The sequence below is a fragment of the Pseudomonas sp. P5_B3 genome, from assembly GCF_056400405.1.
Genome location: NZ_JBFULI010000052.1, coordinates 1 through 21,253, shown reverse-complemented (window position 1 = coordinate 21,253; position 21,253 = coordinate 1). Strand labels below are relative to the sequence as shown.

At 60.0% G+C, this 21,253-nt stretch carries 21 protein-coding genes; 11 read left to right on the top strand and 10 right to left on the bottom strand.

Annotated features, from left to right (window positions below; translation table 11 throughout):
- Nucleotide 1: 1 nt before the first annotated feature.
- A complete protein-coding gene (locus tag AC1DRN_RS24335; RefSeq protein ID WP_223463459.1) occupies nucleotides 2-1,804 on the bottom strand; it encodes an acyclic terpene utilization AtuA family protein in 1,803 nt (600 codons plus the stop codon).
- A 178-nt stretch (nucleotides 1,805-1,982) separates the two neighbouring features.
- Between AC1DRN_RS24335 and AC1DRN_RS24330 the strand changes: the two genes are divergently transcribed.
- From AC1DRN_RS24330 to AC1DRN_RS24320, 3 genes are all read left to right on the top strand, one after another.
- On the top strand, nucleotides 1,983-2,609 hold the full coding sequence (locus AC1DRN_RS24330; protein ID WP_108219597.1) for a TetR/AcrR family transcriptional regulator: 627 nt from the start codon (nucleotides 1,983-1,985) through the stop codon (nucleotides 2,607-2,609).
- A 93-nt stretch (nucleotides 2,610-2,702) separates the two neighbouring features.
- The gene (locus AC1DRN_RS24325; RefSeq protein WP_223463460.1) at nucleotides 2,703-3,521 is read left to right on the top strand and encodes a substrate-binding periplasmic protein; all 819 of its coding nucleotides are present in this window, start codon (nucleotides 2,703-2,705) and stop codon (nucleotides 3,519-3,521) included.
- Between the two features lie 266 nt (nucleotides 3,522-3,787).
- Complete coding sequence (locus AC1DRN_RS24320; RefSeq protein ID WP_223463461.1) at nucleotides 3,788-4,600, top strand: alpha/beta fold hydrolase; 813 nt, start codon at nucleotides 3,788-3,790, stop codon at nucleotides 4,598-4,600.
- 147 nt (nucleotides 4,601-4,747) lie between these two features.
- Here AC1DRN_RS24320 and dsbG read toward each other — a convergent pair whose 3' ends face one another.
- The 3 genes from dsbG to dsbD are packed head-to-tail and all read right to left on the bottom strand — an operon-like array spanning nucleotide 4,748 to nucleotide 8,081.
- On the bottom strand, nucleotides 4,748-5,515 hold the full coding sequence (gene dsbG, locus AC1DRN_RS24315; protein WP_223463462.1) for a thiol:disulfide interchange protein DsbG: 768 nt from the start codon (nucleotides 5,513-5,515) through the stop codon (nucleotides 4,748-4,750).
- Nucleotides 5,491-6,345, bottom strand: coding sequence for a TlpA disulfide reductase family protein (locus AC1DRN_RS24310; RefSeq protein WP_223463463.1), 855 nt, complete (start codon nucleotides 6,343-6,345; stop codon nucleotides 5,491-5,493). The genes dsbG and AC1DRN_RS24310 overlap by 25 nt, the downstream gene beginning before the upstream one ends.
- Entirely contained in the window at nucleotides 6,345-8,081 is a 1,737-nt protein-coding gene (dsbD, locus tag AC1DRN_RS24305; protein ID WP_223463464.1) for a protein-disulfide reductase DsbD, read from the bottom strand. Before dsbD ends, AC1DRN_RS24310 begins: the two co-directional genes overlap by 1 nt.
- Nucleotides 8,082-8,235: 154 nt before the next feature.
- On the opposite strand from dsbD, the gene AC1DRN_RS24300 reads away from it, so the two are divergent.
- Both AC1DRN_RS24300 and AC1DRN_RS24295 read left to right on the top strand, forming a co-directional pair.
- Complete coding sequence (locus tag AC1DRN_RS24300; protein WP_223463465.1) at nucleotides 8,236-8,916, top strand: response regulator; 681 nt, start codon at nucleotides 8,236-8,238, stop codon at nucleotides 8,914-8,916.
- The gene (locus tag AC1DRN_RS24295; protein ID WP_223463466.1) at nucleotides 8,913-10,238 is read left to right on the top strand and encodes an ATP-binding protein; all 1,326 of its coding nucleotides are present in this window, start codon (nucleotides 8,913-8,915) and stop codon (nucleotides 10,236-10,238) included. The genes AC1DRN_RS24300 and AC1DRN_RS24295 overlap by 4 nt, the downstream gene beginning before the upstream one ends.
- A gap of 64 nt (nucleotides 10,239-10,302) precedes the next feature.
- Here the strand turns inward: AC1DRN_RS24295 and AC1DRN_RS24290 are convergent, their stop codons facing one another.
- Nucleotides 10,303-10,761 (bottom strand): VOC family protein, encoded by a 459-nt coding sequence (locus AC1DRN_RS24290; RefSeq protein ID WP_223463467.1) that lies wholly within the window; start codon nucleotides 10,759-10,761, stop codon nucleotides 10,303-10,305.
- 289 nt (nucleotides 10,762-11,050) lie between these two features.
- Between AC1DRN_RS24290 and AC1DRN_RS24285 the strand changes: the two genes are divergently transcribed.
- The 4 genes from AC1DRN_RS24285 to AC1DRN_RS24270 all read left to right on the top strand — a co-directional run bounded on the left by AC1DRN_RS24285 (nucleotide 11,051) and on the right by AC1DRN_RS24270 (nucleotide 15,274).
- Nucleotides 11,051-11,320, top strand: coding sequence for a hypothetical protein (locus AC1DRN_RS24285; protein WP_223463468.1), 270 nt, complete (start codon nucleotides 11,051-11,053; stop codon nucleotides 11,318-11,320).
- 101 nt (nucleotides 11,321-11,421) lie between these two features.
- Nucleotides 11,422-12,036 (top strand): LysE family translocator, encoded by a 615-nt coding sequence (locus AC1DRN_RS24280; RefSeq protein ID WP_223463469.1) that lies wholly within the window; start codon nucleotides 11,422-11,424, stop codon nucleotides 12,034-12,036.
- 206 nt (nucleotides 12,037-12,242) lie between these two features.
- Nucleotides 12,243-13,400 (top strand): cysteine desulfurase family protein, encoded by a 1,158-nt coding sequence (locus tag AC1DRN_RS24275; RefSeq protein WP_223463470.1) that lies wholly within the window; start codon nucleotides 12,243-12,245, stop codon nucleotides 13,398-13,400.
- A gap of 65 nt (nucleotides 13,401-13,465) precedes the next feature.
- Nucleotides 13,466-15,274 (top strand): aminopeptidase P family protein, encoded by a 1,809-nt coding sequence (locus AC1DRN_RS24270; RefSeq protein ID WP_223463471.1) that lies wholly within the window; start codon nucleotides 13,466-13,468, stop codon nucleotides 15,272-15,274.
- A gap of 9 nt (nucleotides 15,275-15,283) precedes the next feature.
- Here AC1DRN_RS24270 and AC1DRN_RS24265 read toward each other — a convergent pair whose 3' ends face one another.
- On the bottom strand, nucleotides 15,284-16,192 hold the full coding sequence (locus tag AC1DRN_RS24265) for a LysR family transcriptional regulator (RefSeq protein ID WP_223463472.1): 909 nt from the start codon (nucleotides 16,190-16,192) through the stop codon (nucleotides 15,284-15,286).
- Between the two features lie 116 nt (nucleotides 16,193-16,308).
- Between AC1DRN_RS24265 and AC1DRN_RS24260 the strand changes: the two genes are divergently transcribed.
- Nucleotides 16,309-17,307, top strand: coding sequence for a zinc-dependent alcohol dehydrogenase family protein (locus AC1DRN_RS24260; protein WP_477786822.1), 999 nt, complete (start codon nucleotides 16,309-16,311; stop codon nucleotides 17,305-17,307).
- Here the strand turns inward: AC1DRN_RS24260 and AC1DRN_RS24255 are convergent.
- Both AC1DRN_RS24255 and AC1DRN_RS24250 read right to left on the bottom strand, forming a co-directional pair.
- Nucleotides 17,304-17,894 (bottom strand): 2-hydroxychromene-2-carboxylate isomerase, encoded by a 591-nt coding sequence (locus AC1DRN_RS24255; protein WP_223463474.1) that lies wholly within the window; start codon nucleotides 17,892-17,894, stop codon nucleotides 17,304-17,306. The two genes, AC1DRN_RS24260 and AC1DRN_RS24255, sit on opposite strands and share 4 nt — an antisense overlap.
- 36 nt (nucleotides 17,895-17,930) lie before the next feature.
- Nucleotides 17,931-18,659 carry an SDR family oxidoreductase gene (locus tag AC1DRN_RS24250; protein ID WP_223463475.1) on the bottom strand — a complete coding sequence of 243 codons (729 nt, stop codon included), beginning with the start codon at nucleotides 18,657-18,659 and terminating at the stop codon, nucleotides 17,931-17,933.
- A gap of 93 nt (nucleotides 18,660-18,752) precedes the next feature.
- On the opposite strand from AC1DRN_RS24250, the gene AC1DRN_RS24245 reads away from it, so the two are divergent.
- On the top strand, nucleotides 18,753-19,313 hold the full coding sequence (locus AC1DRN_RS24245) for a TetR/AcrR family transcriptional regulator (RefSeq protein ID WP_223463476.1): 561 nt from the start codon (nucleotides 18,753-18,755) through the stop codon (nucleotides 19,311-19,313).
- Between the two features lie 14 nt (nucleotides 19,314-19,327).
- Here the strand turns inward: AC1DRN_RS24245 and AC1DRN_RS24240 are convergent, their stop codons facing one another.
- On the bottom strand, nucleotides 19,328-19,609 hold the full coding sequence (locus AC1DRN_RS24240) for a hypothetical protein (RefSeq protein WP_223463477.1): 282 nt from the start codon (nucleotides 19,607-19,609) through the stop codon (nucleotides 19,328-19,330).
- A gap of 169 nt (nucleotides 19,610-19,778) precedes the next feature.
- Nucleotides 19,779-20,666, bottom strand: a complete 888-nt coding sequence (gene rhtA, locus AC1DRN_RS24235; protein WP_223463478.1) for a threonine/homoserine exporter RhtA — start codon at nucleotides 20,664-20,666, stop codon at nucleotides 19,779-19,781.
- Nucleotides 20,667-21,253: the final 587 nt, after the last annotated feature.

The window sequence follows — 21,253 nt, the reverse complement described above, 5'->3', positions numbered from 1 at the left end:
TCTAGTTGAACTGGTCGGCGATGCGCTGCGGCACCGGAATCTGGATTTCCAGCAGTTGTTGGGCGAAGGCTTTGCCTTGCGGATCGATTCGCAGGCTGGCGACACCGCCGCCGCCGAGGGCGTTTTCCAGCAGGAAATTCAGGCTGTGGCTGGCGGGCAAGTACCAGCATTCGACTCGCCCGTGGATGGGATCGAGGACGTGGCCCATCCAGTCGACGATCACTTCCGGGGTCAAGGCTTCGGCGATCCATGGCAGGAACTCGGGCTCGCGGGCCATGACGCCGATGTTGCTGTGGTTGCCCTTGTCGCCGGAACGGGCGACCGCCAGTTTGACCAGGGCCACGCTGGCGTCGGCCAGGCCAACCGGTTTCGGTGGCGCGAGCGGAGCTGGCAGGTCCAGCGGGTCGAGCACATCGAGGGCGGGCAGGGCACACCGGTGGCGCTGGCCCATGCAATCAATGTCCAGCGTGCAGGCGGTTTTGTCGATCAGGAACGAGAACAGCCGGATCAGCGGATACACCGTCGGCCGGCCACCGACAATGCCGGTCAGCCCCGGCGCCATGCCGGTGGCGGCCTGGGCGATTTCCCGAGAGAACACGATCAAGGCCTGCTTGTCCGGATGGCGTACCGCGAGTTTGATCACCACTTCGCGGCTGTCCTGACGCTGGCCGTGGGGGCCGTAGGTGGCCTCGCTGCCCAGCAACTCGATACTCACGTCGCTGTACGGCGCCCAGCCGCGCTGGTGGAACATTTCCGAGGTCTTGTTGATGATCGCATCGCTGACTCGCCGCGCCTTGTCGACGGCATCAATGCCGGCAATCAGGCAACTGGCGGTGCAGCGAAAACCATCGAGGCAGGTGGCGCTGACCTTGTATTGAGCGGTCGGCGGCAGACCTTTGGCGCCGTGTACCTGTACCGCGTTCTTGCCCTGTTGCAGCAGTTTGACCTGAGTGAAATCGCACACCACATCGGGCAGCAGGTAGGCACGTGGGTCACCGATTTCGTACAGCATCTGTTCGCCCACCGTCAGCGGCGTGATCAGCCCGCCGGTCCCTTCGGGTTTGCTGACGATGAACTGGCTGTCGGCGCTGACTTCGACGATGGGAAAACCGATGTGTTCGTAGTCGGGCACGTCGCGCCAATCCGTGAAGTTGCCGCCGGTGCATTGGGCGCCGCATTCGATTATGTGCCCGGCCAATGCCGCCTGGGCGAGCTTGTCGTAGTCGTGCCACGACCAGCCGAACTCATGCACCAGCGCAGCACTGACCACCGCACTGTCGACCACGCGCCCGGTGATCACGATGTCCGCCCCCAGACGCAAGGCTTCGACGATGCCGGGTGCGCCGAGGTAGGCATTGGTCGAGACGCACATCGAGGGTAGGGGTGCGCCGCTGAACATTTCATGAATGCCCAGGTTGCCCAGCTGTTTGAATTGCGGCTGCAAGTCATCGCCCAGCAGCACGGCGATCTTCAGCGCCACCCCGGCCTTGTCGCAGGCTGCTTGCAGGGCGGCGGCGCAGGCTTGGGGATTGACCCCGCCGGCATTGCTGATGACCCGGATGTTGTGCGCCGCGAGTTGCGGCAGCAAGGGCTCGAGGACTTCGATGAAGTCGCCCGCATAGCCGGCCTGGGGATCTTTCATCCGCGCGCCGGCCATGATCGACAGAGTGATCTCGGCCAGGTAGTCGAAGACCAGATAGTCCAGATGCCCGTGTTCCACGAGTTGCGCGGCAGCGGTCGAGGTATCGCCCCAGAAGGCGCTGGCGCAACCGATACGAATTGTTTTAGGCGCAGTCCATTCCATAGTCACCTCCAACCGAAGTGCGTCGACATTACCAAGCAAGCGCTTGGTTTGTAAATGACTTGACTATCTTCTGCCCAAGCGCTTGCTTGGTTGCATTCATGAGCTTAAATTGCCCGCGCAACTCCGGTGTTTTCGGGGGGATCGGCGTTATTGATTGATCGACTGTAGGAGATAACGGGTGGACGAGCAAAAAGCCCTGAGGGTCATGCGTGAATTGGTGGACGACGGCCAATTGACCGACCCGGACAGCGCCCGTGGCAAGCTGCTGCAAGTCGCGGCGCACCTGTTCCGCAATAAAGGCTATGAACGCACGACCGTGCGCGATCTGGCCGGCGCTGTGGGCATTCAGTCCGGGAGCATTTTCCACCACTTCAAAAGCAAGGACGAGATCCTGCGCGCCGTGATGGAAGAAACCATACGCTACAATACCGCGTTGATGCGTGCGGCCGTCGCCGAAGCCGGCAATGTGCGCGAGCGGGTGCTGGCGCTGATCCGCTGTGAATTGCAGTCGATCATGGGCGGCAGCGGCGAGGCCATGGCCGTGCTGGTCTACGAATGGCGCTCGCTGTCCGAAGAGGGCCAGGCCAAAGTCCTGGCGCTGCGGGATATCTACGAAGACATCTGGCTGCAAGTACTGGGCGAAGCCAAGACCGCCGGGTTTATCCGCGGCGATGTGTTCATCACTCGGCGGTTCCTGACCGGCGCATTGTCATGGACCACCACCTGGTTTCGCGCCGACGGCAACATGAGCCTCGATCAGTTGGCTGATGAAGCGTTGATTCTGGTGCTGGAAGACCGACAATAAAGTTGTATTGGCCAGCATTAAACTGGCTAACTGGACGAAACCGCCTAGCTTGAATGCATTGATGCCGTTTTATTGGGGAGTGGGGTTGTTTTGATGGATTCGCCAATTCGGACAGCCTCGCAGCTTTTGCTGGCGATGCTTGCAGCGTCAACGGTGATGCCGTCCCAGGCTGCGCAGCTGGTGCGCATTGGTGCCGCGCATTTTCCGCCCTATACCGTGCGCCCGGAATCCGGGGCCGATACCGGGTTGCTGCCGCAACTGGTCGAGGCTCTGAATGCGTCGCAAAGTGACTACCAGTTTGTCCTGGTGCCCACGTCCATTCCCCGGCGCTTCGGTGACTTCAAGCAGAGCCGGGTCGACATGGCCATCTTCGAGAATCCGGCCTGGGGGTGGGAAGACATTCCCCATACTTCCGTCGACATGGGGCTGGAAGACGCCGAGATTTTTGTCGCGCAACGCCTGCCCGATCGACAGCAAAGCTATTTTGCCGACCTGAGCGGCAAGCGTCTGGCTCTGTTCAGCGGCTATCATTACGAGTTCGCCAACTTCAATGCCGATCCCCAGTACCTCGCGAAAAACTACAATGCCACGCTGACCTATTCCCACGACAGCAATCTGCTGATGGTGTTGCGCGATCGTGCCGACATCGCCCTGGTCACGCGCTCTTATCTGTTCGACTACTTGTTACGCAATAAAAAAGTCGCTGACGAGTTGCTGGTGTCCCAGCGCGTTGACCAGATCTATCACCACTACGCCATTCTCCGACCGACCGCGCCCATCACTGGTGAGGCCTTCGGCAAGTTGTTGCAAGGCTTGCGGGACAACGGCCAGATGCTGAAGATTTTCGAGCCGTACAAGATTGCGCTAGTGCCGATCCCGCACAACGAACCGGCACCACAAGTCGCCAATTGACGGTCTTTTCCTGAATTTCCTGCCACGGCTCACCGAGTTGCACGTGCAATGACTGGAGCGTTTCAGTCGTCCCGAAGGGCAAACGATAGGGGCGGCAATCCGCTGCGGGTGCCGAGCGCGGCCTCGAATTGCCGGACATGATCATTGTCAGCTTCAAGCGGGCTTGCCCGCGAATGCAGTGGCACAAACGCACACACTCCAGCGATTGACGAGGAACTGTCTGCCGCTCAGTCTTTCGGCTCCATTTTTACTCGCGGAGACAGTCGATGCCCTTCGTAACGATAGACGGACAACCCCTTCACTACATCGATCAAGGCACCGGCCCGGCGGTGCTGCTGGCCGGGAGTTACCTCTGGGACCAGGCCATGTGGGCGCCGCAGATTGCCACGCTGTCGCAACAGTATCGGGTGATCGCCCTGGACCTGTGGGGACACGGCCAATCCGGGCCATTGCCTGTCGGTACGACATCGCTGGATGACCTGGCGCGTCAGGCCCTGGTCTTGCTCGACCATCTGGATATCGAGCGGGTCACGCTGGTTGGCCTGTCGGTCGGTGGCATGTGGGGCGTGCGCCTGGCGTTGTCGGCAGCGCACCGGCTCAACGGCCTGGTGTTGATGGACACCTACGTCGGCGCTGAACCGGAGCCGACTCGCCAGTATTACTTTTCATTGCTGAAGCAGATCGAAGAGGCGGGTGTCATCACTCCAGCGCTGCTGGATATCGTGGTGCCGATTTTCTTCCGGCCGGGCATTGATCCGCAGTCGGCGCTCTACCGGGATTTTCATGCTTCCCTCGCGGCTCTACCCGCGGATCGCCTGCGTGAAAGCATCGTGCCGATGGGGCGGATTACGTTTGGGCGGGATGATCTGTTATCGCGTCTGAGCGAATTGGACGCAGCGAGCACGCTGGTAATGTGCGGTGACCAGGACAAGCCCCGGCCACCGAGTGAAGCCCGTGAAATGGCTGAATTGATTGGCTGCCCCTGGCTGCTGGTGCCGGAGGCGGGGCATATTGCCAATCTGGAGAATCCTGGGTTCGTCACCGCCGAACTGCTGAAATTTTTAGCTGAGAGAACTTAGCCGGTTGTCCTGGCTCCATCGCGGRCAAGCCCGCTCCCACAAGGGCAGGTGGTGAACACATATTTTGTGGGCGCCATAGACTCCTGTGGGAGCGGGCTTGCCCGCGATGGCGTCAGYGTTATCACCGTGAATCCGACGGCGGACTACTTACTTCGGCCCGAGAATCTTCGCCAGTTTGTCCGGCGATGGCGCACCTTGCTGCTGTTGCAGATCACCCTTGTCGTCCATGTAGAAAATCGCCGGTGTTGCCTGCAGCTGCAGCTCTTCCATCAATTGCATGTTGGCCGCGAGTTTTGCCTGGATCACCGGCGGCACTTCCTTCAAGGCCTTGAGCGAACTGTCCTTGCCAGCGGCTTCGTGATCCTGCAGGGCTCTTTCCGGGTCTTTGGCCGCGAGCAGGGCGGCGGATTTCCCCGGGCTGTCTTCGCGAATGATGCCCACCATGATGTGGCGCAACTGCACCTTGCCGGCCTTGACCCACGGCCTGGCCTGTTCCCAGAACATGTTGCAGTACGGGCAGTTCGGGTCGCTGAACAGGTACACCACGCGCGGCGCATCCTTTTTGCCGTCGCCGATCCAGTTGCTTGTTTCGAACTTGGCCCAGACTTCCTTGGCCATTGGTGCATACACCAATTTCTGCAATGGCGCGCTGCTCAGGTCATTGCCCTCGGCGTCATACAGGTTGCCCAGCAACACGTGTTTGCCATCCGGAGTCAGGTACAGCGCCATGCCGCGGTTCTGGTATTGCGCAGCATAACCGCGCAAGCCGTCGGGGGCATCGAACTGGCCGACGATTTTCGCGCCCTTGGCCTCGATTTTCTTGATGGCATCGGGCAACTCTTCGGCCTGCACCGATGGCAGGTGAATCAGGGCCGCACCGAGGCTCAGGGTCAGCAGGTGGCGGAGGCGGGACATGGCAATTTCCTTGAAGAGGTGGCGGGTACGGTGTCGAAGTTTTCCAGCGCGCGGGCCAGGCTGGCTTCCGACAACTCGCCCAGATGGCTGCCCAGCAGGCGACCCTCGGGGTTGTAGAACAGCGTAGTTGGTAACGCCATGGAACCGACAGCCTGGCTCAGACGCCCGCCGCCGTCGAACAGCACGTTGGACAGGCTCAGGCCCTGGGTTTCCAGAAAGGTCGCGACGCTTTGCATGCTTTCCGCCTGATTGACGAACAGGAACGTCAGGTCCGGCCGGTGTTGCTGGGCGTTTTCCAGTACCGGCATTTCCCGGCGGCACGGCGGGCACCAGGTGGCCCAGAGATTGATCACCAACGGGCCGCCCTTGTAGTCGGCCAGTTGCACGGTTTCGCCGGCGGCATTGCGCAGGGCGATTTCCGGCAGGCGTGTGCCTTGTTCATAAATCGACAGGGAGAACGTCGCCAACAACCAGAACGCCAGGCCACTGGCCACGCCAAAGCCCAATGGACGGCGTAACCCCGGGCGTCGCCAGCCGCGATACAGCGTGGCAAGCAAAACCACAATCACCCCCGGCCAGGCGAGGAAACCGCCATCGCGCAGGTCGATGACCTGCCACGGATCGTTGCGATAGTGGGCCCAATAGACCACCACGAAACTGATTCGGGCCGCCAGCATGCCCAGTAGAAACAGGCTGAACAGTACCGACTCGGGGTTGTCACCGCCACGTTTGGCCACCCACCAGCCGACAAACGTGGCCAGTGCCAGCGCACTGATCAGCAGCAGATGATTAAGCGCAATGGCAAAGGTGCCGAGGGTGAAGGTCAGCATTAACGGGCGTCTCGGGTGTTGGTCCAGCGTTGCAGGAAAGTATCGGCATCGACCTCGCCAGTGATGCGCTGGCTGCGACGCTCTTCACCGTCAGCACCAATCCACAGCAGGCTGGGCGGCCCTGGCACTTTGTAATGGCCGAGCAGTTCGCGGCTGGCGGCATTGTCGGCGGTGACGTCCAGTCGGAGCAAGCGCACGTCGCTCAGGGCTTCCATGACATTGGCTTTGCCGAACACCTGTTTTTCCATGACCTTGCACGACACACACCAGTCGGCATAGTAGTCCAGCAGCACCCATTGGCCCTGAGCCTGTGCGGCGTCGAGTTCCCGTTGCAGTGCCTGCGGATCCTTGATGGTGGTGAAGGCATCGTGGCCAACCGGCACGGTGGCCACCGCCTGGTTCGAGGCGCGGAAGACCTGCAATGGCTTGAATGGATCGTCGCCACCACCGGCCGCACCGATCACCAACAGGCCACCCCACAAACCGAGCAACAACGAGCTGGCGCCAAACAAGTGTGCGATACGGCCGAAACCTTCCGACTGTTTCCAGGCGCTGTAGGCCGTGATCAACAGCAGCGCACCGCACAATCCGACCCACAGGGATTCGTCCAGCACCGGCCGCAGCATCAGCAACGCGGTGGCGAGGAACAGAAAGCCGAAAATGCCTTTGACCAGGTTCATCCAGGCGCCGGGTTTGGGCATGAAGCGATTGCCGACGGTCACCAGCAACAGCAGCGGCACGCCGATACCGATGCCCATGGCGAACAGAATCAATCCGCCATGCAACGCGTTACCGCTTTGCGCGATATAGAGCAGGGCACCGGCCAGCGGTGCGGTCATGCACGGGCCGACCAGCAGGCCGGACAGCGCCCCCAGCACCCCGGCGCCGATCAGGTTGCCGCCACGTTGATTGCGCGAAACGTTTTCCAGGCGATCGCGTACGGCCACCGGCAGTTGCAGTTCGAAGAAGCCGAACATCGGCAGCGCCAGCACCACGAAAATCGTCGCGAAACTGCCCAGCAACCAAGGGTTCTGCAGCCAGGCTTGCAGATTAGCCCCGAGGGATGCGGCCAGGACACCCATCGCCGCATACACCAGCGCCATGCTGACCACGTAACTGCTGGCCAGGGCGAAACCGCGTTTGGGTGTGGCGCCACTGCCGACGATCAACCCGGCCAGAATCGGCAGCATCGGCAACGAACATGGCGTGAAGGCCAGCAGCAGGCCCAGGCCGAAGAACAGCAAAAGGCTCCAACCCAGCGCCCGTTGTTGCAGGCTGCTGGCCAGCGCCTGGTCCGGTGCTTCATTGGCCGCACTCTGCGCATTGGCGTTGCCCAGGTCCACGACTCTGGTTTGCGGCGGATAACACAAACCGGCATCGGCGCAACCCTGGTAACTGACCTTGACYGTGCCGCTGGCACCCGCCGGAATCTTCAGTTCCAGACCCTGGCGGTAGACTTGCTGTTCGCCGAAAAACTCGTCGCTGTGGGCTTCACCTTCCGGCAACGCGGGATGCTGCCCGACAGGCAGTCCGTCGAATTTCAAACGTTTCTGGTACAGGTAATAGCCATCGGTGATCTGCCAATAGAGCTGGGTTTCACCGGATTCCAGACGTTCGGAGGTAAACGTGAAGGCTTTATCAACCGGGAGAAATTCAGGTTTGGTGTCGAACGGATTGGTTCCCGCCTGGGCCAGGCCCGCGATCAATAGGGTAAAAAGTAAAAACAGACGATGCATGGATAAGCCTTTGCCCTGTGCTAATGAGGTGCACAGTGGCGGGTGGCGATTAACCGATGATTAACCGCCCCGGCCTTGTGGCGGTGGCGCTTGCGGCATAATGTCGACTTAATCGGTCAATGGCTTGATAGGCTTTATTTCTACGAGGCTCCCCATGCACGTACTGGTTTGCGAAGACGATGAACTGATCGCCAGCGGTATCGTCGCCGGTCTGACCGCCCAGGGCCTGACCGTGGAACACGTCGCTACGGCGTCCGCTGCCCGGGCGATGCTCAAGGTGGCGGAGTTCGATGTCATGGTGCTCGACCTCGGGTTGCCGGACGAAGATGGCCTCAAGCTACTGCAGCAATTGCGTCATCAGGGCCTGGAGTTGCCGGTGCTGATCCTCACCGCCCGGGACTCGGTCACCGACCGCGTCGATGGCCTGCAAGCCGGCGCTGATGATTACCTGCTCAAACCGTTCGACCTGCGTGAGTTGGCTGCACGCCTGCATACGCTGTTGCGGCGAGTGGCGGGACGCAGCGTCAACCTGATCGAACACGGAGCCCTGACCTACGACCCGAGCAGCCGCGAAACCATGCTCGCGGGCCAACCGGTGGACCTGTCGCGTCGCGAGCAGTCATTGCTGCAAGCCTTGCTGCATAACCGTGGCCGGGTACTGTCCACCGAGCAACTCAAGGACAGCGTCTACGGTTTCAACGACGAACTGGAAAGCAACGCCCTTAACGTCCATATCCATCACCTGCGGCGCAAACTCGGCAACGGTATTGTCGAGACGGTGCGCGGCCTGGGCTATCGCCTGGGGCCGGCTGATGGCGGAGAAGAATCGAAGTGATGAGTCTGCGTTTGCGCCTGAGCCTGACGCTCGGCGCCGCATTTGCCTTGATCTGGGCCTTGGCCGCGGCCTGGATGCTCAGCGATTTGCGCAATCAAATGATGTTTTCCCTCGACCAGCGCCTGGTCGCGTCGGCGCGCATGGTCGCCGGCCTGATGGAGCAACTGCCGCCCGTGCCGAGCAAGGGCGAGGGCACCCACTTCAGTGCCGAACAGCTGAACATTCCGGGTGGCATGGCCTGCCAGGTCAGCTCGTTGCGCGGTGAAATCCTCGCTCGCAGTCACACCGAGCCGCAGCAGGCCCTGGAGGCAGAGAAACTCGGTTTTCACGATCAGATGATCGACGGCGCGCCGTGGCGCAGTTTCACATTGGCCCGGGGCGATCTGCGCATCACCACCGCCGACCGGCAGATCGAGCGCGAAGCGTTGAACATGTCGATCCTGCTGGCCGCGTCGGTGCCGGTGGGCGTGGCCCTGCTCGGGTGCCTGTGCCTGCTCTGGCTGGGCATCGGCCAGGGGCTGGCGCCGCTCAACCGCATGCGCGACGCCTTGATGCGCCGCAGCGCCGACTCCCTCGAACCCTTGCAGATCCAGCCGTTGCCCAGCGAGTTGCAACCCCTTCTGGAAACCCAGAACCAGTTGCTCCAGCGCATCGGCAAGACCATCGAGCGCGAACGTCGCCTGACCGGAGACGCGGCCCACGAACTGCGCAGCCCGCTGACCGCGATCAAGACCCACCTGCAAGTGGCGCGCATGACTGACGGCAGCGCCCGGGACCAGTCCCTGGCCCGGGCCGAAGAGGGCGCCGACCGCATGCACCGGACCCTCGAACAATTGCTGTTGCTGGCGCGCGTCGAGGGCAGTCTGTCGTTTGACGACGGTGTGCAATGCAACGCCGAGCAAGTGGCGAAACTGGCGATCCAGGACGCGGCGAGCGGCGATCGCCAGCGCATCAGGTTTCAGGTACCGGGCAAGGTCTCCGCCGCGCCGGTACAAATGCCCGCCGTGCTGTCGATTGCCGCGCTGCGTAACTTGCTCGACAACGCACTGCGCCATACCCCCGCCGACAAAGTGGTGGAATTGAGGCTGGAAACCAGCGGCAATCGTGTGCAGTTCGTGGTGCGCGACCATGGGCCGGGGATTGCCGAGGAAGATTTGCAACATCTCACCCAGCGCTTCTGGCGCAACGGCCAGAGTACCGGTTGTGGTCTGGGGCTGGCGATTGTCCAGGCCATCGTTCAGCGTTGCGGTTGCACGCTGCATTTCGATAGCCAGCCAGACGGCTTGCGGGTTGAACTGACGATGCCGTTGCAATCCATCTGAAAACACCACAAAACCCGTGGGAGCGAGCCTGCTCGCGAAGAGGCCCGCACCAACACCAAGGATTTCAACCCTGGGCAAACATCTCCTTCGCCCGATGCTCGACCTGCTCCTGGGTCAGGTCTTCCTTGCGCGTGGCCAGGAACCACAGGTGCCCATAGGGATCCTTCAAGGTCCCTGAACGGTCGCCGTAAAACTGATCCTTGACCTCCGATACAACGGTTGCGCCGGCATCGATCGCCTGTTTGTAGGACTTGTCGACATCCGTCACGTACAAATGCAGACCCACGGACGGCGAATTGTCCGGGTTGCTCAGCGGCCCTTGATCGCACGGTGTGCCCAGCATGATCGGGCAATCGCCGATGCGCAGTTCGGCGTGGCCGACACCGCCATCGGGCATGTTCAGGCGCATGACCTCAATGGCGCCGAAGGCTTTTTTGTAGAAAGCGATGGCTTCGGCGGCTTTGTTGATGCCCAGGTAGGGGGTGATGCTGTGATACCCCTCTGGAATGGGTTTGACGCTCATGATGGATCTCCCTGTTCTTGTAGTGTGAATAAAAAGTACCTGCGCCGTTATTCGGCCGAATAAATATAGGTCAGCCTCTTTCGCCTCACCGAGTGCCCGACGAGCAGCAGCGCCATATAAATGCCATCAAGTCGGCTCCAGCCAATGCGCCCCCGGCCCGGGTTCTCCCAGCGCATCGACAATGATCGCCATTTCTTGATAGCCACTATTGAAAGCGTTGATTTCTGCTGCCCGGGAGGCGCGGGTAGCCTGTGTTCATTGCCTCGAACCCAGTCGCCAGGACGCCAAAATGAAACCGATGATCGCAACGATGCTGATGCTCGCCATCTCCGTACTCGCCGGATGTGCCAGCCATGTCTCCCCCGAGCTTCGCCCTTACACCGCTGAAGAAAGCAAGGAACTGGCGCTGGAAGCGCTGAACCGCCGTGGTCTGTCCTTCGACGAATACCACGCGAAAAAAGCCGAGCTGCTCGGCCAGCCGCAAAAGTCGTTCAACTTCGACAACCAGGGTGAAATGAACGCCGGGCGATCTGTACAGCTTCACGGTCGTCCAAGCTGAGGCGAAACTGTACTGCTCCAAGTTTCGCGTAACTGTCCATGGGTTTCGCCCTGGGTGTGCGATAGGGTCAACACCTGACTGACCCTGACGGACTGCCACCCATGACGCTCTCTCTCGACCTGCTGCTGGGCTTCGCCCTGTTTGCTCTCGTTACTTCAATCACACCCGGCCCGAACAACACCATGTTGCTGGCATCCGGGGTGAACTTCGGCTTCAACCGCACGATTCCGCACATGCTCGGCATCACTTGTGGCTTCTTTGTACTCGTGGTGGCGGTTGGTTTCGGCCTTGGCGCGGTGTTCCAGACTTATCCTTTGCTCTACACCGTACTGCGTTATGTGGGGGCGGCGTATTTGCTGTATCTGGCGTGGAAAATCGCCCATTCCGGGCCAATCTCGGAGAGCCAGCAGGGCGAGGCGAAACCGATCAGTTATCTGGGCGCCGCCGCGTTCCAGTGGGTCAATCCCAAAGCCTGGATCATGGCCATTGGCGCCATCAGCACCTACACGCCGATGCAGGGTTACTTCACCAATGTGATCGTGATTGCGGCGGTTTTTGCCATCATCAACCTGCCGAGCGTCGGTGTCTGGGCCGCTTGCGGCACACTGTTGCGCAACGTTCTGCAGGATCGCCGCTGGCTGCGCCTGTTCAATTGGGGCATGGCCGCGCTGCTCGTGGGTTCGCTGTATCCGCTGTTGCTTGAAAGCTTTAGCTGACGCATTGCTTCAACCGCTTGCCCGATGCCTGTTAAGCTGACTTTTCAGGAGCGTTCCTACGCACTTTTAAATGAAGTAGTTCTTCTTTAACGGCATCCGATCAGGTATTGGTAGCGTTCTGAAAACAGCGCGCAGCTCACAAGGCTGCGCTTTGCCGTTTGCAGTCACGAGCTTCCTGATCCCGGAACACGCTCTGCGAGTCTTTTATGAATAAACGTCCGTTGTATTTCGATTACGCCGCCACCACGCCGGTGGATGAGCGGGTCATCAAGGTGATGGTCGAGTGTCTGGGCTTTACCGGTAATTTCGGCAACCCGGCCTCCAGCTCCCACGCATTCGGCCAGCAGGCCCGGCAATCGGTGGAGCAGGCGCGACGCCAGGTCGCCGAACTGGTCGGCGCGACGCCCGAGCAGATTGTCTGGACCTCAGGCGCCACCGAATCCAACAACCTCGCGCTCAAAGGCGTGGCTCAGGCCCGCGGCATTGGCGGCGGCCATATCATCACCAGCCAGATCGAACACAAAGCCATTCTCGATACTGCGAAGCAACTGCAGGATGCCGGTGTCGCGGTGACTTATCTGGTACCGGACGCCGAGGGCCTGATCACGGCGCAAGCGGTAAGCGAAGCCATGCGCGAAGACACCTTCCTGGTGTCACTGATGCTGGTCAACAACGAACTGGGCACCCTCAACGACATTCCCGCCATCGGTCAGGTCGTGCGTGATCGCGGGGCGTTGTTCCATGTCGACGCCGCACAGGGCGCAGGCAAAGTGGCGATCGATCTCGGGCAGTGGCCGGTGGACCTGATGTCGTTTTCCGCGCACAAGCTCTATGGCCCCAAAGGCATTGGTGCGTTGTACGTCGGTCCGCGTGCACAACAGCGTTTGCAGGCACAGATCCATGGCGGCGGGCATGAGGGCGGTTTGCGTTCCGGCACGCTGGCGACCCATCAGATCGTGGCCATGGGCGCGGCCTTTGCACTGGCGGCGGCTGCGTTCGATGAAGAGAAAGCCACTATTGTGCGTTTGCGTGAACGCTTGCTCGAGCAATTGCAGAGCATTCCCGGCGTGCGTCTCAACGGCAGCCCGACCCGGCGCATTCCCCATACCCTGAGCCTGACCTTCGACGAAGGTGAGTTCAACCCGGCGGCGTTGCTGGCCTCGATCGCGTTTTCCGCGACCTCGGCCTGCAATTCCGCGAGCAATACCCCATCTCATGTACTGCTGGCCCTGGGGCATGATGCCCGCTCGGCCAGTCGCACCATCCGCTTGAGCCTCGGGCGTTTCACCACCGAGCAGGACATCGACCAGGCGGTTCAACTGATCAAGGCAGCCTGCGCCAGTGCTCCGGCATTCTGGCAATAAGGCGACGAAGCGCCGGCGCTGATCGGCACCCAACAATAATGATGAAGTGGTTAGCAGGAGACACGATGAATACGCAGCTGTCGATCAATGGCTCGGTGCCTCAGCGCCTGGCGCAAACCCGCGAACTGATGAGCCGGGAGGGCATTCACGCCTTGCTGGTGCCGTCGGCTGACCCGCACCTGTCCGAATACCTGCCGGGCTACTGGCAGGGGCGTCAGTGGTTGTCGGGTTTCCATGGTTCGGTCGGTACCCTGATCGTGACCCCGGATTTTGCCGGAGTCTGGGCCGACAGCCGTTACTGGGAGCAGGCGACCAAGGAGCTCAAGGGCAGCGGCATTGACCTGGTCAAGCTGCAACCGGGTCAACCCGGACCGCTGGAATGGCTGGCCGAGCAAACCCCCGAGGGTGGCGTTGTCGCGGTCGATGGCGCGGTCATGGCCGTGGCTTCGGCACGGACCCTGGGCAGCAAGCTTGAAGAACGTGGCGCCCGTCTGCGCACCGACATCGACCTGCTGAGCGGAGTCTGGAACGACCGACCAGGCCTGCCGAACGAACCGATCTACCAGCACTTGCCACCACAGGCGACCGTCAGCCGTGGCGAAAAACTCGCCAAACTGCGTGAAACCCTTCAGGCGCGGGGTGCCGACTGGCATTTCATCGCCACCCTGGATGACATCGCCTGGCTGTTCAACCTGCGTGGCGGCGACGTGTCGTTCAACCCGGTGTTTGTTTCTTTCGCCTTGATCAATCAGCAACAGGCCACGCTGTTTGTCGCCTTGAGCAAAGTCAGCGCCGAGTTGCGCGCCATCCTCGAACAGGACGGCGTGACCTTGCGCGATTACAGCGAAGTCGCCGCCGCACTGCGTGCCGTACCGAGTGGCGCGAGCCTGCAAGTCGACCCGGCGCGGGTCACGGCGGGGTTGCTGGACAACCTCGACAGCGGGGTGAAACTGATCGAAGGCCTGAACCCGACCACCCTGGCCAAATCGCAAAAAAGCCTGGCCGATGCCGAACACATCCGTCAGGCCATGGAACAGGACGGCGCAGCGCTGTGCGAATTCTTCGCCTGGCTGGACTCGGCACTGGGCCGCGAGCGCATCACCGAACTGACCATCGACGAAAAACTCACCGCCGCCCGTGAGCGCCGTCCGGATTATGTGTCTCTGAGTTTCAACACCATCGCCGCGTTCAACGCCAATGGCGCGATGCCGCACTACCATGCCACCGAAGAAGAACACGCGGTGATCGAAGGGGATGGCCTGCTGCTGATCGACTCCGGCGGCCAGTACCTGGGCGGGACTACCGACATCACGCGGATGGTGGCGGTGGGCACACCGACCGATGAGCAAAAGCGCGATTGCACCCGCGTGCTCAAGGGCGTGATCGCCTTGTCCCGCGCGCAGTTCCCGAAAGGCATCCTGTCGCCGCTGCTCGATGCCATCGCCCGTGCGCCCATCTGGGCGGAAAGTGTCGACTACGGTCACGGCACCGGTCATGGCGTCGGCTACTTCCTGAACGTCCACGAAGGTCCGCAAGTCATCGCTTATCAGGCCGCGCCTGCACCGCAAACCGCGATGCAACCCGGCATGATCACGTCCATTGAGCCGGGCACCTATCGTCCGGGCCGTTGGGGTGTACGGATCGAAAACCTGGCGATGAACCGTGAGGCAGGCAAAAGCGAATTCGGCGAGTTCCTCAAGTTCGAAACGCTGACCCTGTGCCCGATCGATACGCGCTGCCTGGAAACCTCGCTGCTGTCGGACGAGGAAAAACAGTGGTTCAACGCCTACCACGCCGAAGTGCGCGAGCGCCTGAGTCCGTTGGTCGAGGGTGCTGCACTTGAGTGGCTGAACACTCGCACTGCGGCTATCTGATCGGCGCAGCTATTGGTTCCTGTGTAGCTCAGGCGCGTTATCCAGCGCCTGAGCCATAAAGTCGACAAAGGCTTTGACCCTGGCGGATTGCCGACGATTCGCCGGGGAAACGGCATGTATCGGCAGCGACAGCGTGCTGTAATCCTGCAGAATCGCGACCACCCGGCCAGCATTCAGGTCTTCGCTGAACAACCACACCGGTGACAGCGCAATTCCCAATCCCCCCAGCACCAGTTCGCGGATCGCCTCGGAATTGTTGCTCTGTGCATTGCCCTTGATCCACACTTCATGACGTTGGGCATCTTTTGTGTACACCCACAGGCTTTGACTGCTCAGCAGGTTGAACATCAGGCAGTTGTGCCTGCCCAGTTCCTCTGGCGTTTGCGGCTGGCCGTTTTGCCTGAGGTAGTCAGGTGAGGCGACGGTTGCCCGGTGGGTCGTGCCGACAAGGCGAGCGATCAGGCCACTGTCGTTCAGGGCTCCGATCCTGAAAGTCACGTCCAGCCCTTCGCTGACCAGATCCTGATTCTGATCGCTCAATTGCAAGTCAATCTGTACGTCAGGGTAGTGTTTGAGAAAGTCCGGCAAGCGAGGGGCGATCTGCAAGCGTCCGAAACTGACCGACGAGCCGATTTTCAACGGTCCGGCGACCCTTTCCCGACCGGATTGAAAGCTATGTTCCGCCGCATCCACGGCGGCGAGGATGAGTCGGCATTCGTTGTAGTACCGCTGACCTTCGTCCGTCAGGGATAACTTGCGGGTACTGCGGGCAATCAGCTTTCCGCCCAATCGGGTTTCCAGTGCTTGCAACACTTTGCTGATGGTCGGCTGGCTGGTCTGCAACTCCCGGGCAACGGCGGAAAAACTGCCTCGTTCGACCACCCGCACGAAAATCGCCATTGCATTGAGTTTGTCCATGGGGTCGCCAATTGATGCCGTAATGGAATGATCACTATAGCGACATGGCGTCTTATCGGCATGAATTGAGCAAGACAAAATCAGTCCTGCATTCACTACTGATGGGACATGGCGAAATGACTGACTCACTGAATATGCGCGCTCTGATGGTCGATTCGGCCAATGCGCCGTTACGTTTGGTTTCCATGGCACGGCCCGTGCCGCAGGCGGGGCAGGTACTGGTCAGGATCRAGGCCAGTGGTGTCAATCCGCTGGACGGCAAAATCCGCTCCGGGCAGGCGACCCATGCGGCTCAACCATTGCCGGCGATAGTGGGGATGGATCTGGCGGGAACCGTAGCGGCGTTGGGGGAGGGCGTCAGTGGCTGGTTGCCGGGGGACGAGGTGTACGCCATGGCCACCGGTATTGGCGGTATTCAAGGTTCGTTGGCCGAATACGCGACGGTCGATGCGCGACTGTTGGCTCGCAAGCCGCACAATTTGAGCATGCGCGAGGCTGCCGGATTGCCGCTGGTGCTGATTACGGCTTGGGAAGGCCTGGTGGACCGGGCGCGCGTTCGATCCGGGCAGACGGTATTGATTCATGGCGGCGCCGGTGGCGTCGGCCATGTCGCCGTGCAAATCGCCCGCGCTTTTGGCGCCAAGGTTTTTGCCACGGGCTCGGCCGGGCAACAATCGATCATCGAAGGGTTCGGCGCGACGTTTATCGATTACCGCAAGTCTTCGGTTGAAGACTATGTGGCTGAGCATACGGCCGGTGAGGGCTTCGACATTGTCTATGACACAGTGGGGGGTGAAACGCTGGATGCGTCATTCAAGGCGGCACGGATGTATCACGGTCATGTGCTTAGTTGCCTGGGGTGGGGGCAGCACAGCCTGGCACCGCTTTCCTTTCGCGGGGCGACTTACTCCGGTGTCTTCACTTTACTGCCGCTCCTGACCGGCAAGGGGCGTGAGCATCACGGCGAGATTCTGCACGAGGCGGCGCAGTTGATTGAAGCTGGCAAGATCTTGCCATTGCTTGACCCGCACTCGTTCACGCTGGAATCGGCAGAAGCCGCCCATGTACTGCTCTTGTCAGGAGCGGCAAAGGGGCGGTTGGTGGTCGAGATTTAACTCAGGGCCTCGAGTACGAAGTCCAGTCGATCCTGGCCGAAGTGCAACTGGTTATCGACAAACATGCTTGGTACGCCGAATACGCCGCGCTGCACCGCTTTCTCTGTGTTGTCCTTGAGCGTTGCCTTGACTGTTTCGTCGGCGGTCAGTGCCARCACCTCATTGGGATCGAAACCGTTGTCGCTCAGCACCGCGGCCACGGTTGCCGGGTCATTGAGGTTGCGGCCATCGACCCACAGGGCGTTGAACAGGCAGTCAATGAAGGCGACAAAACGCTCGGGATGGTGCAACTGAATGCCGGTCACTGCACGCATCAGCATCAGGGTGTTGATCGGGAAATGCGGATTGAACTTCAGTGGCACTCCGTAGCGCCGGGCGTAACGGTCGAGGTCCTGAATCATGTGGCGGCCCTTGGCCGGAATGGTCGCCGGGGAGGCGTTGCCGGTGGCCTTGAACACACCGCCGAGCAGGATCGGGATGTAGATCAGTTGGCTGTCGGTTTGCTCACAGATTGCCGGTAGCTGGGTATACGCCAGGTAAGTGGTGGGGCTGCCCAGGTCAAAAAGGAATTCCACGGTTTTGCTCATGGTCGGTGCGCTCTGCTTATTGTTGTAGGGGAGGGCTTACCAGCGTTCGCTCCAGGGGCGAAGGTCCAGCTCGAAGGTCCAGGCATCGCGGGGCTGGCTGTGCAGGTACCAGTAATTTTCGGCGATATGCTCGGGATCGAGGATGCCATCCTGATCTTTGGTGGCATATTTTTCCGGGAAGCTTTCACGGATGAAGTCGGTATCGATGGCGCCGTCGACGACGACATGGGCAACGTGAATATTCATGGGGCCGAGCTCTCGGGCCATGCTTTGCGCCAGTGCACGAATGCCGTGCTTGGCACCGGCAAATGCGGCGAACCCGGCTGCGCCACGCAGGCCTGCAGTGGCACCGGTGAACAGGATTGTGCCCCGCTGGCGCTTGGCCATGCGTATGGCCACTTCCCGGGCGTTGAGAAACCCCGAGAAACAGGCCATTTCCCAGATCTTGAAATACTTGCGGGCGGTTTCTTCGAGAATGCTGCACGGCACATTGGCGCCGATGTTGAACACGAATGCCTCGATGGGGCCGATCTCGCTTTCGATCTGCTCGACCAGTGCCACCACATCGTCTTCCTTGCGGGCATCGCAGGCAAAACCGTGTGCCTCGCCACCATCGGCCTTGATGGCATCCACCAGTGGCTGGAGCTTGTCCGCACTACGGCGGGTGACGCAGGCGACAAAACCCTCCTGGGCAAAACGCTTGGCAATGGCGCCGCCCGTGGCATCACCTGCACCGACGACCAGTACGACCTTCTTGTTATTCATGGGTAGATCCCTTTTGGTAAACGATCGTTAACTAAACGAACGTTATGCTATGATTCGACAGGCGTCAAGGTGAGCAATTCAAGGGGAAGAGCGATGCGTTATTCGGCCAGTCACAAGCTGGAAACCAGGCAAAGGCTGCTGGAAAGCAGTGCGGTATCGGCCAAGAAGTCCGGATTTTCGACGGTGGGCGTGGACGGCTTGATGAAGGCGATTGGCTTGAGTGGCGGTGCTTTCTACAGCCACTTCTCGTCGAAAGACGAGTTGTTCGCAACCATTGTTGAACGTGAGTTGGGTCAAAGTCTGGCGCGACTGGGGGAAGGGCAGGACCGTGACAAGCTTGAGCGCTGCTTGAAACAGTACCTGAGCATGTCTCACGTCGAGAATCCGGAAACCGGTTGTGCATTACCGGCATTGGGGGCGGAAATTGCCCGTTCCGACCTGACAGTCCGTCAACAGGCAGAGCACTGGATTTGTCGGCTTCAGGAAAGCTGGGCGGGTGTTTTGCAAAGCGACAGCCAGGCGTGGGCTATTCTGTCGCAATGTATTGGCGCGCTGGTCGTAGCGCGTATGTTGGCTAGCCCGGATATCCAGCGCACAGTGCTGAAGTCCAGCTACGAGGAAATTGGCCGTCAGATCGCAAGTCCGAGAACCTGACGCGACGGCCCTGCCTATTTGCAGATGACAATCATGCTGCGGCTGGTATAACCCGCAGGGTTGAGGCCAAACGGATAATCGCCGGGCTCTTCCACGGCATCTCCCGACTTGGCTATGACCTTGTAACCCTTGGGTGCGCAGGAGTTGGCGGCGCTGGCGTAGCACTTGTCCCAGGATGAAGACAGTCCGGAACAGTTGATGTGTAGCCCTTTCCTACCGTGCTTGATCTGTGTTTCCGAGGTCGCTGCGCAGCCCGCAATTGCAAGTACGGCGATCAATATCAAAAATCGTTTCATTACTGTCCTTATAGCGTCCCCGGATCTTGTGCCCGGGTCTGGCTGCATTCGCTTTCGCTAGACGCCTACCGATATCCCTACCTGAAATTATCCGTGGTATGACTCTGGGTTGCGGGGCTAAACATGGCCTAATTGGGCGGCAAATACCAGACCCGTGTCATATCCGTTCTCAATCTGCCGCTACTGCTGGTCTGGCGGCAGCGCTCATGGTCATGGTTGCGCCGACGGATGCCAGAATGATGCACATGATTGCCAACCATTGTGACAGCGAGAGGTATTCATGAAGGAACAGCAAGCCAGATAGCGCGCCGAAGGCAGGCTCGATACTCATCAGTGTGCCGAAGGTTCTGGCCGGCATGCGGGTAAGCGCGACCATCTCCAGGGTGTAGGGGAGGGCAGTGGACAAGACGGCGACGCCGAGGGCTACGGGGATCAATGACGGGGTCAGCAGAGCGGAACCGGCATGGACAATGCCGATGGGGGCTACGAATAGCGCAGCGATCATCACCCCCAGCGCGGCGGTTTGCACGCCATTGTCGGCCCCGGCCTTTTGGCCAAACAGAATGTACAGTGCCCAGCAGACCCCCGCACCCAAGGCATAACCGGCGCCTACCAGATCGATTCCTGCGGTCGTTTCTCCCGTTGGTATCAGTAACAGCAAGCCGACGGCAGCCAGGGCGATCCACAAAAAATCGATAGCGCGACGCGAGGCGTAGATCGCCACGGCCAGTGGGCCGGTGAATTCAAGAGCCACCGCGATACCCAGCGGGACGGTTTGCAATGACATATAGAAGAGGAAGTTCATGCCGCCCAGCGCCATCCCGTAGACGATGACGGTGCGCAGGGATCTTGCGGTGAGTTTTGCCCGCCATGGACGCAGTATCAGCATCATGATCACGCTGGCAAAAATCAGTCGTAATGTTGTCGTCCCCTGAGGGCCAACAACGGAGAACATGCTTTTGGCCAGGGAGGCTCCGGACTGGATCGACGCCATGGCTATGAGCAGCAGCCCAACCGAGAACAGAGTAGAGGCTAGGCTGCGAGGCTGATCATTCATTGCGTGGCATCGTCCGAAATATAGGAATCAAGGGTATTTCTATTTGTGTTGGGCAATATACTGCGCATTCCCCGCAGGCGCGTCCATATATAAGCAGTGTTTTTGCACATATCGATAGAAACCTGAATCAGTGCTTGACGGCAGATTTTAGATCTCTATAATTCGCCCCACTTCCGGCGCAGTCGAAACGGAAAACTCCTTGGTAAACAATGAGTTACGCAGTTTTCGACAGCAGGTTGCTTCAGTTCATCGAAGTCGAAAGGGAGTTGAAAAAAGAGGTGTTGACAGCAGCGTGTAACGCTGTAGAATTCGCCTCCCGCTGACGAGAGATCTGAAGCGCAAGTGGTTGAAGTTGAAAAGGAAACTTGGAAAACTTCTGAAAAATACCACTTGACAGCAAATGAGGCTGCTGTAGAATGCGCGCCTCGGTTGAGACGAAAGCTCTTAACCAACCGCTCTTTAACAACTGAATCAAGCAATTCGTGTGGGTGCTTGTGGAGTCAGACTGCTAGTCAACAGATTATCAGCATCACAAGTTACTCCGCGAGAAATCAAAGATGTAACCAACGATTGCTGAGCCAAGTTTA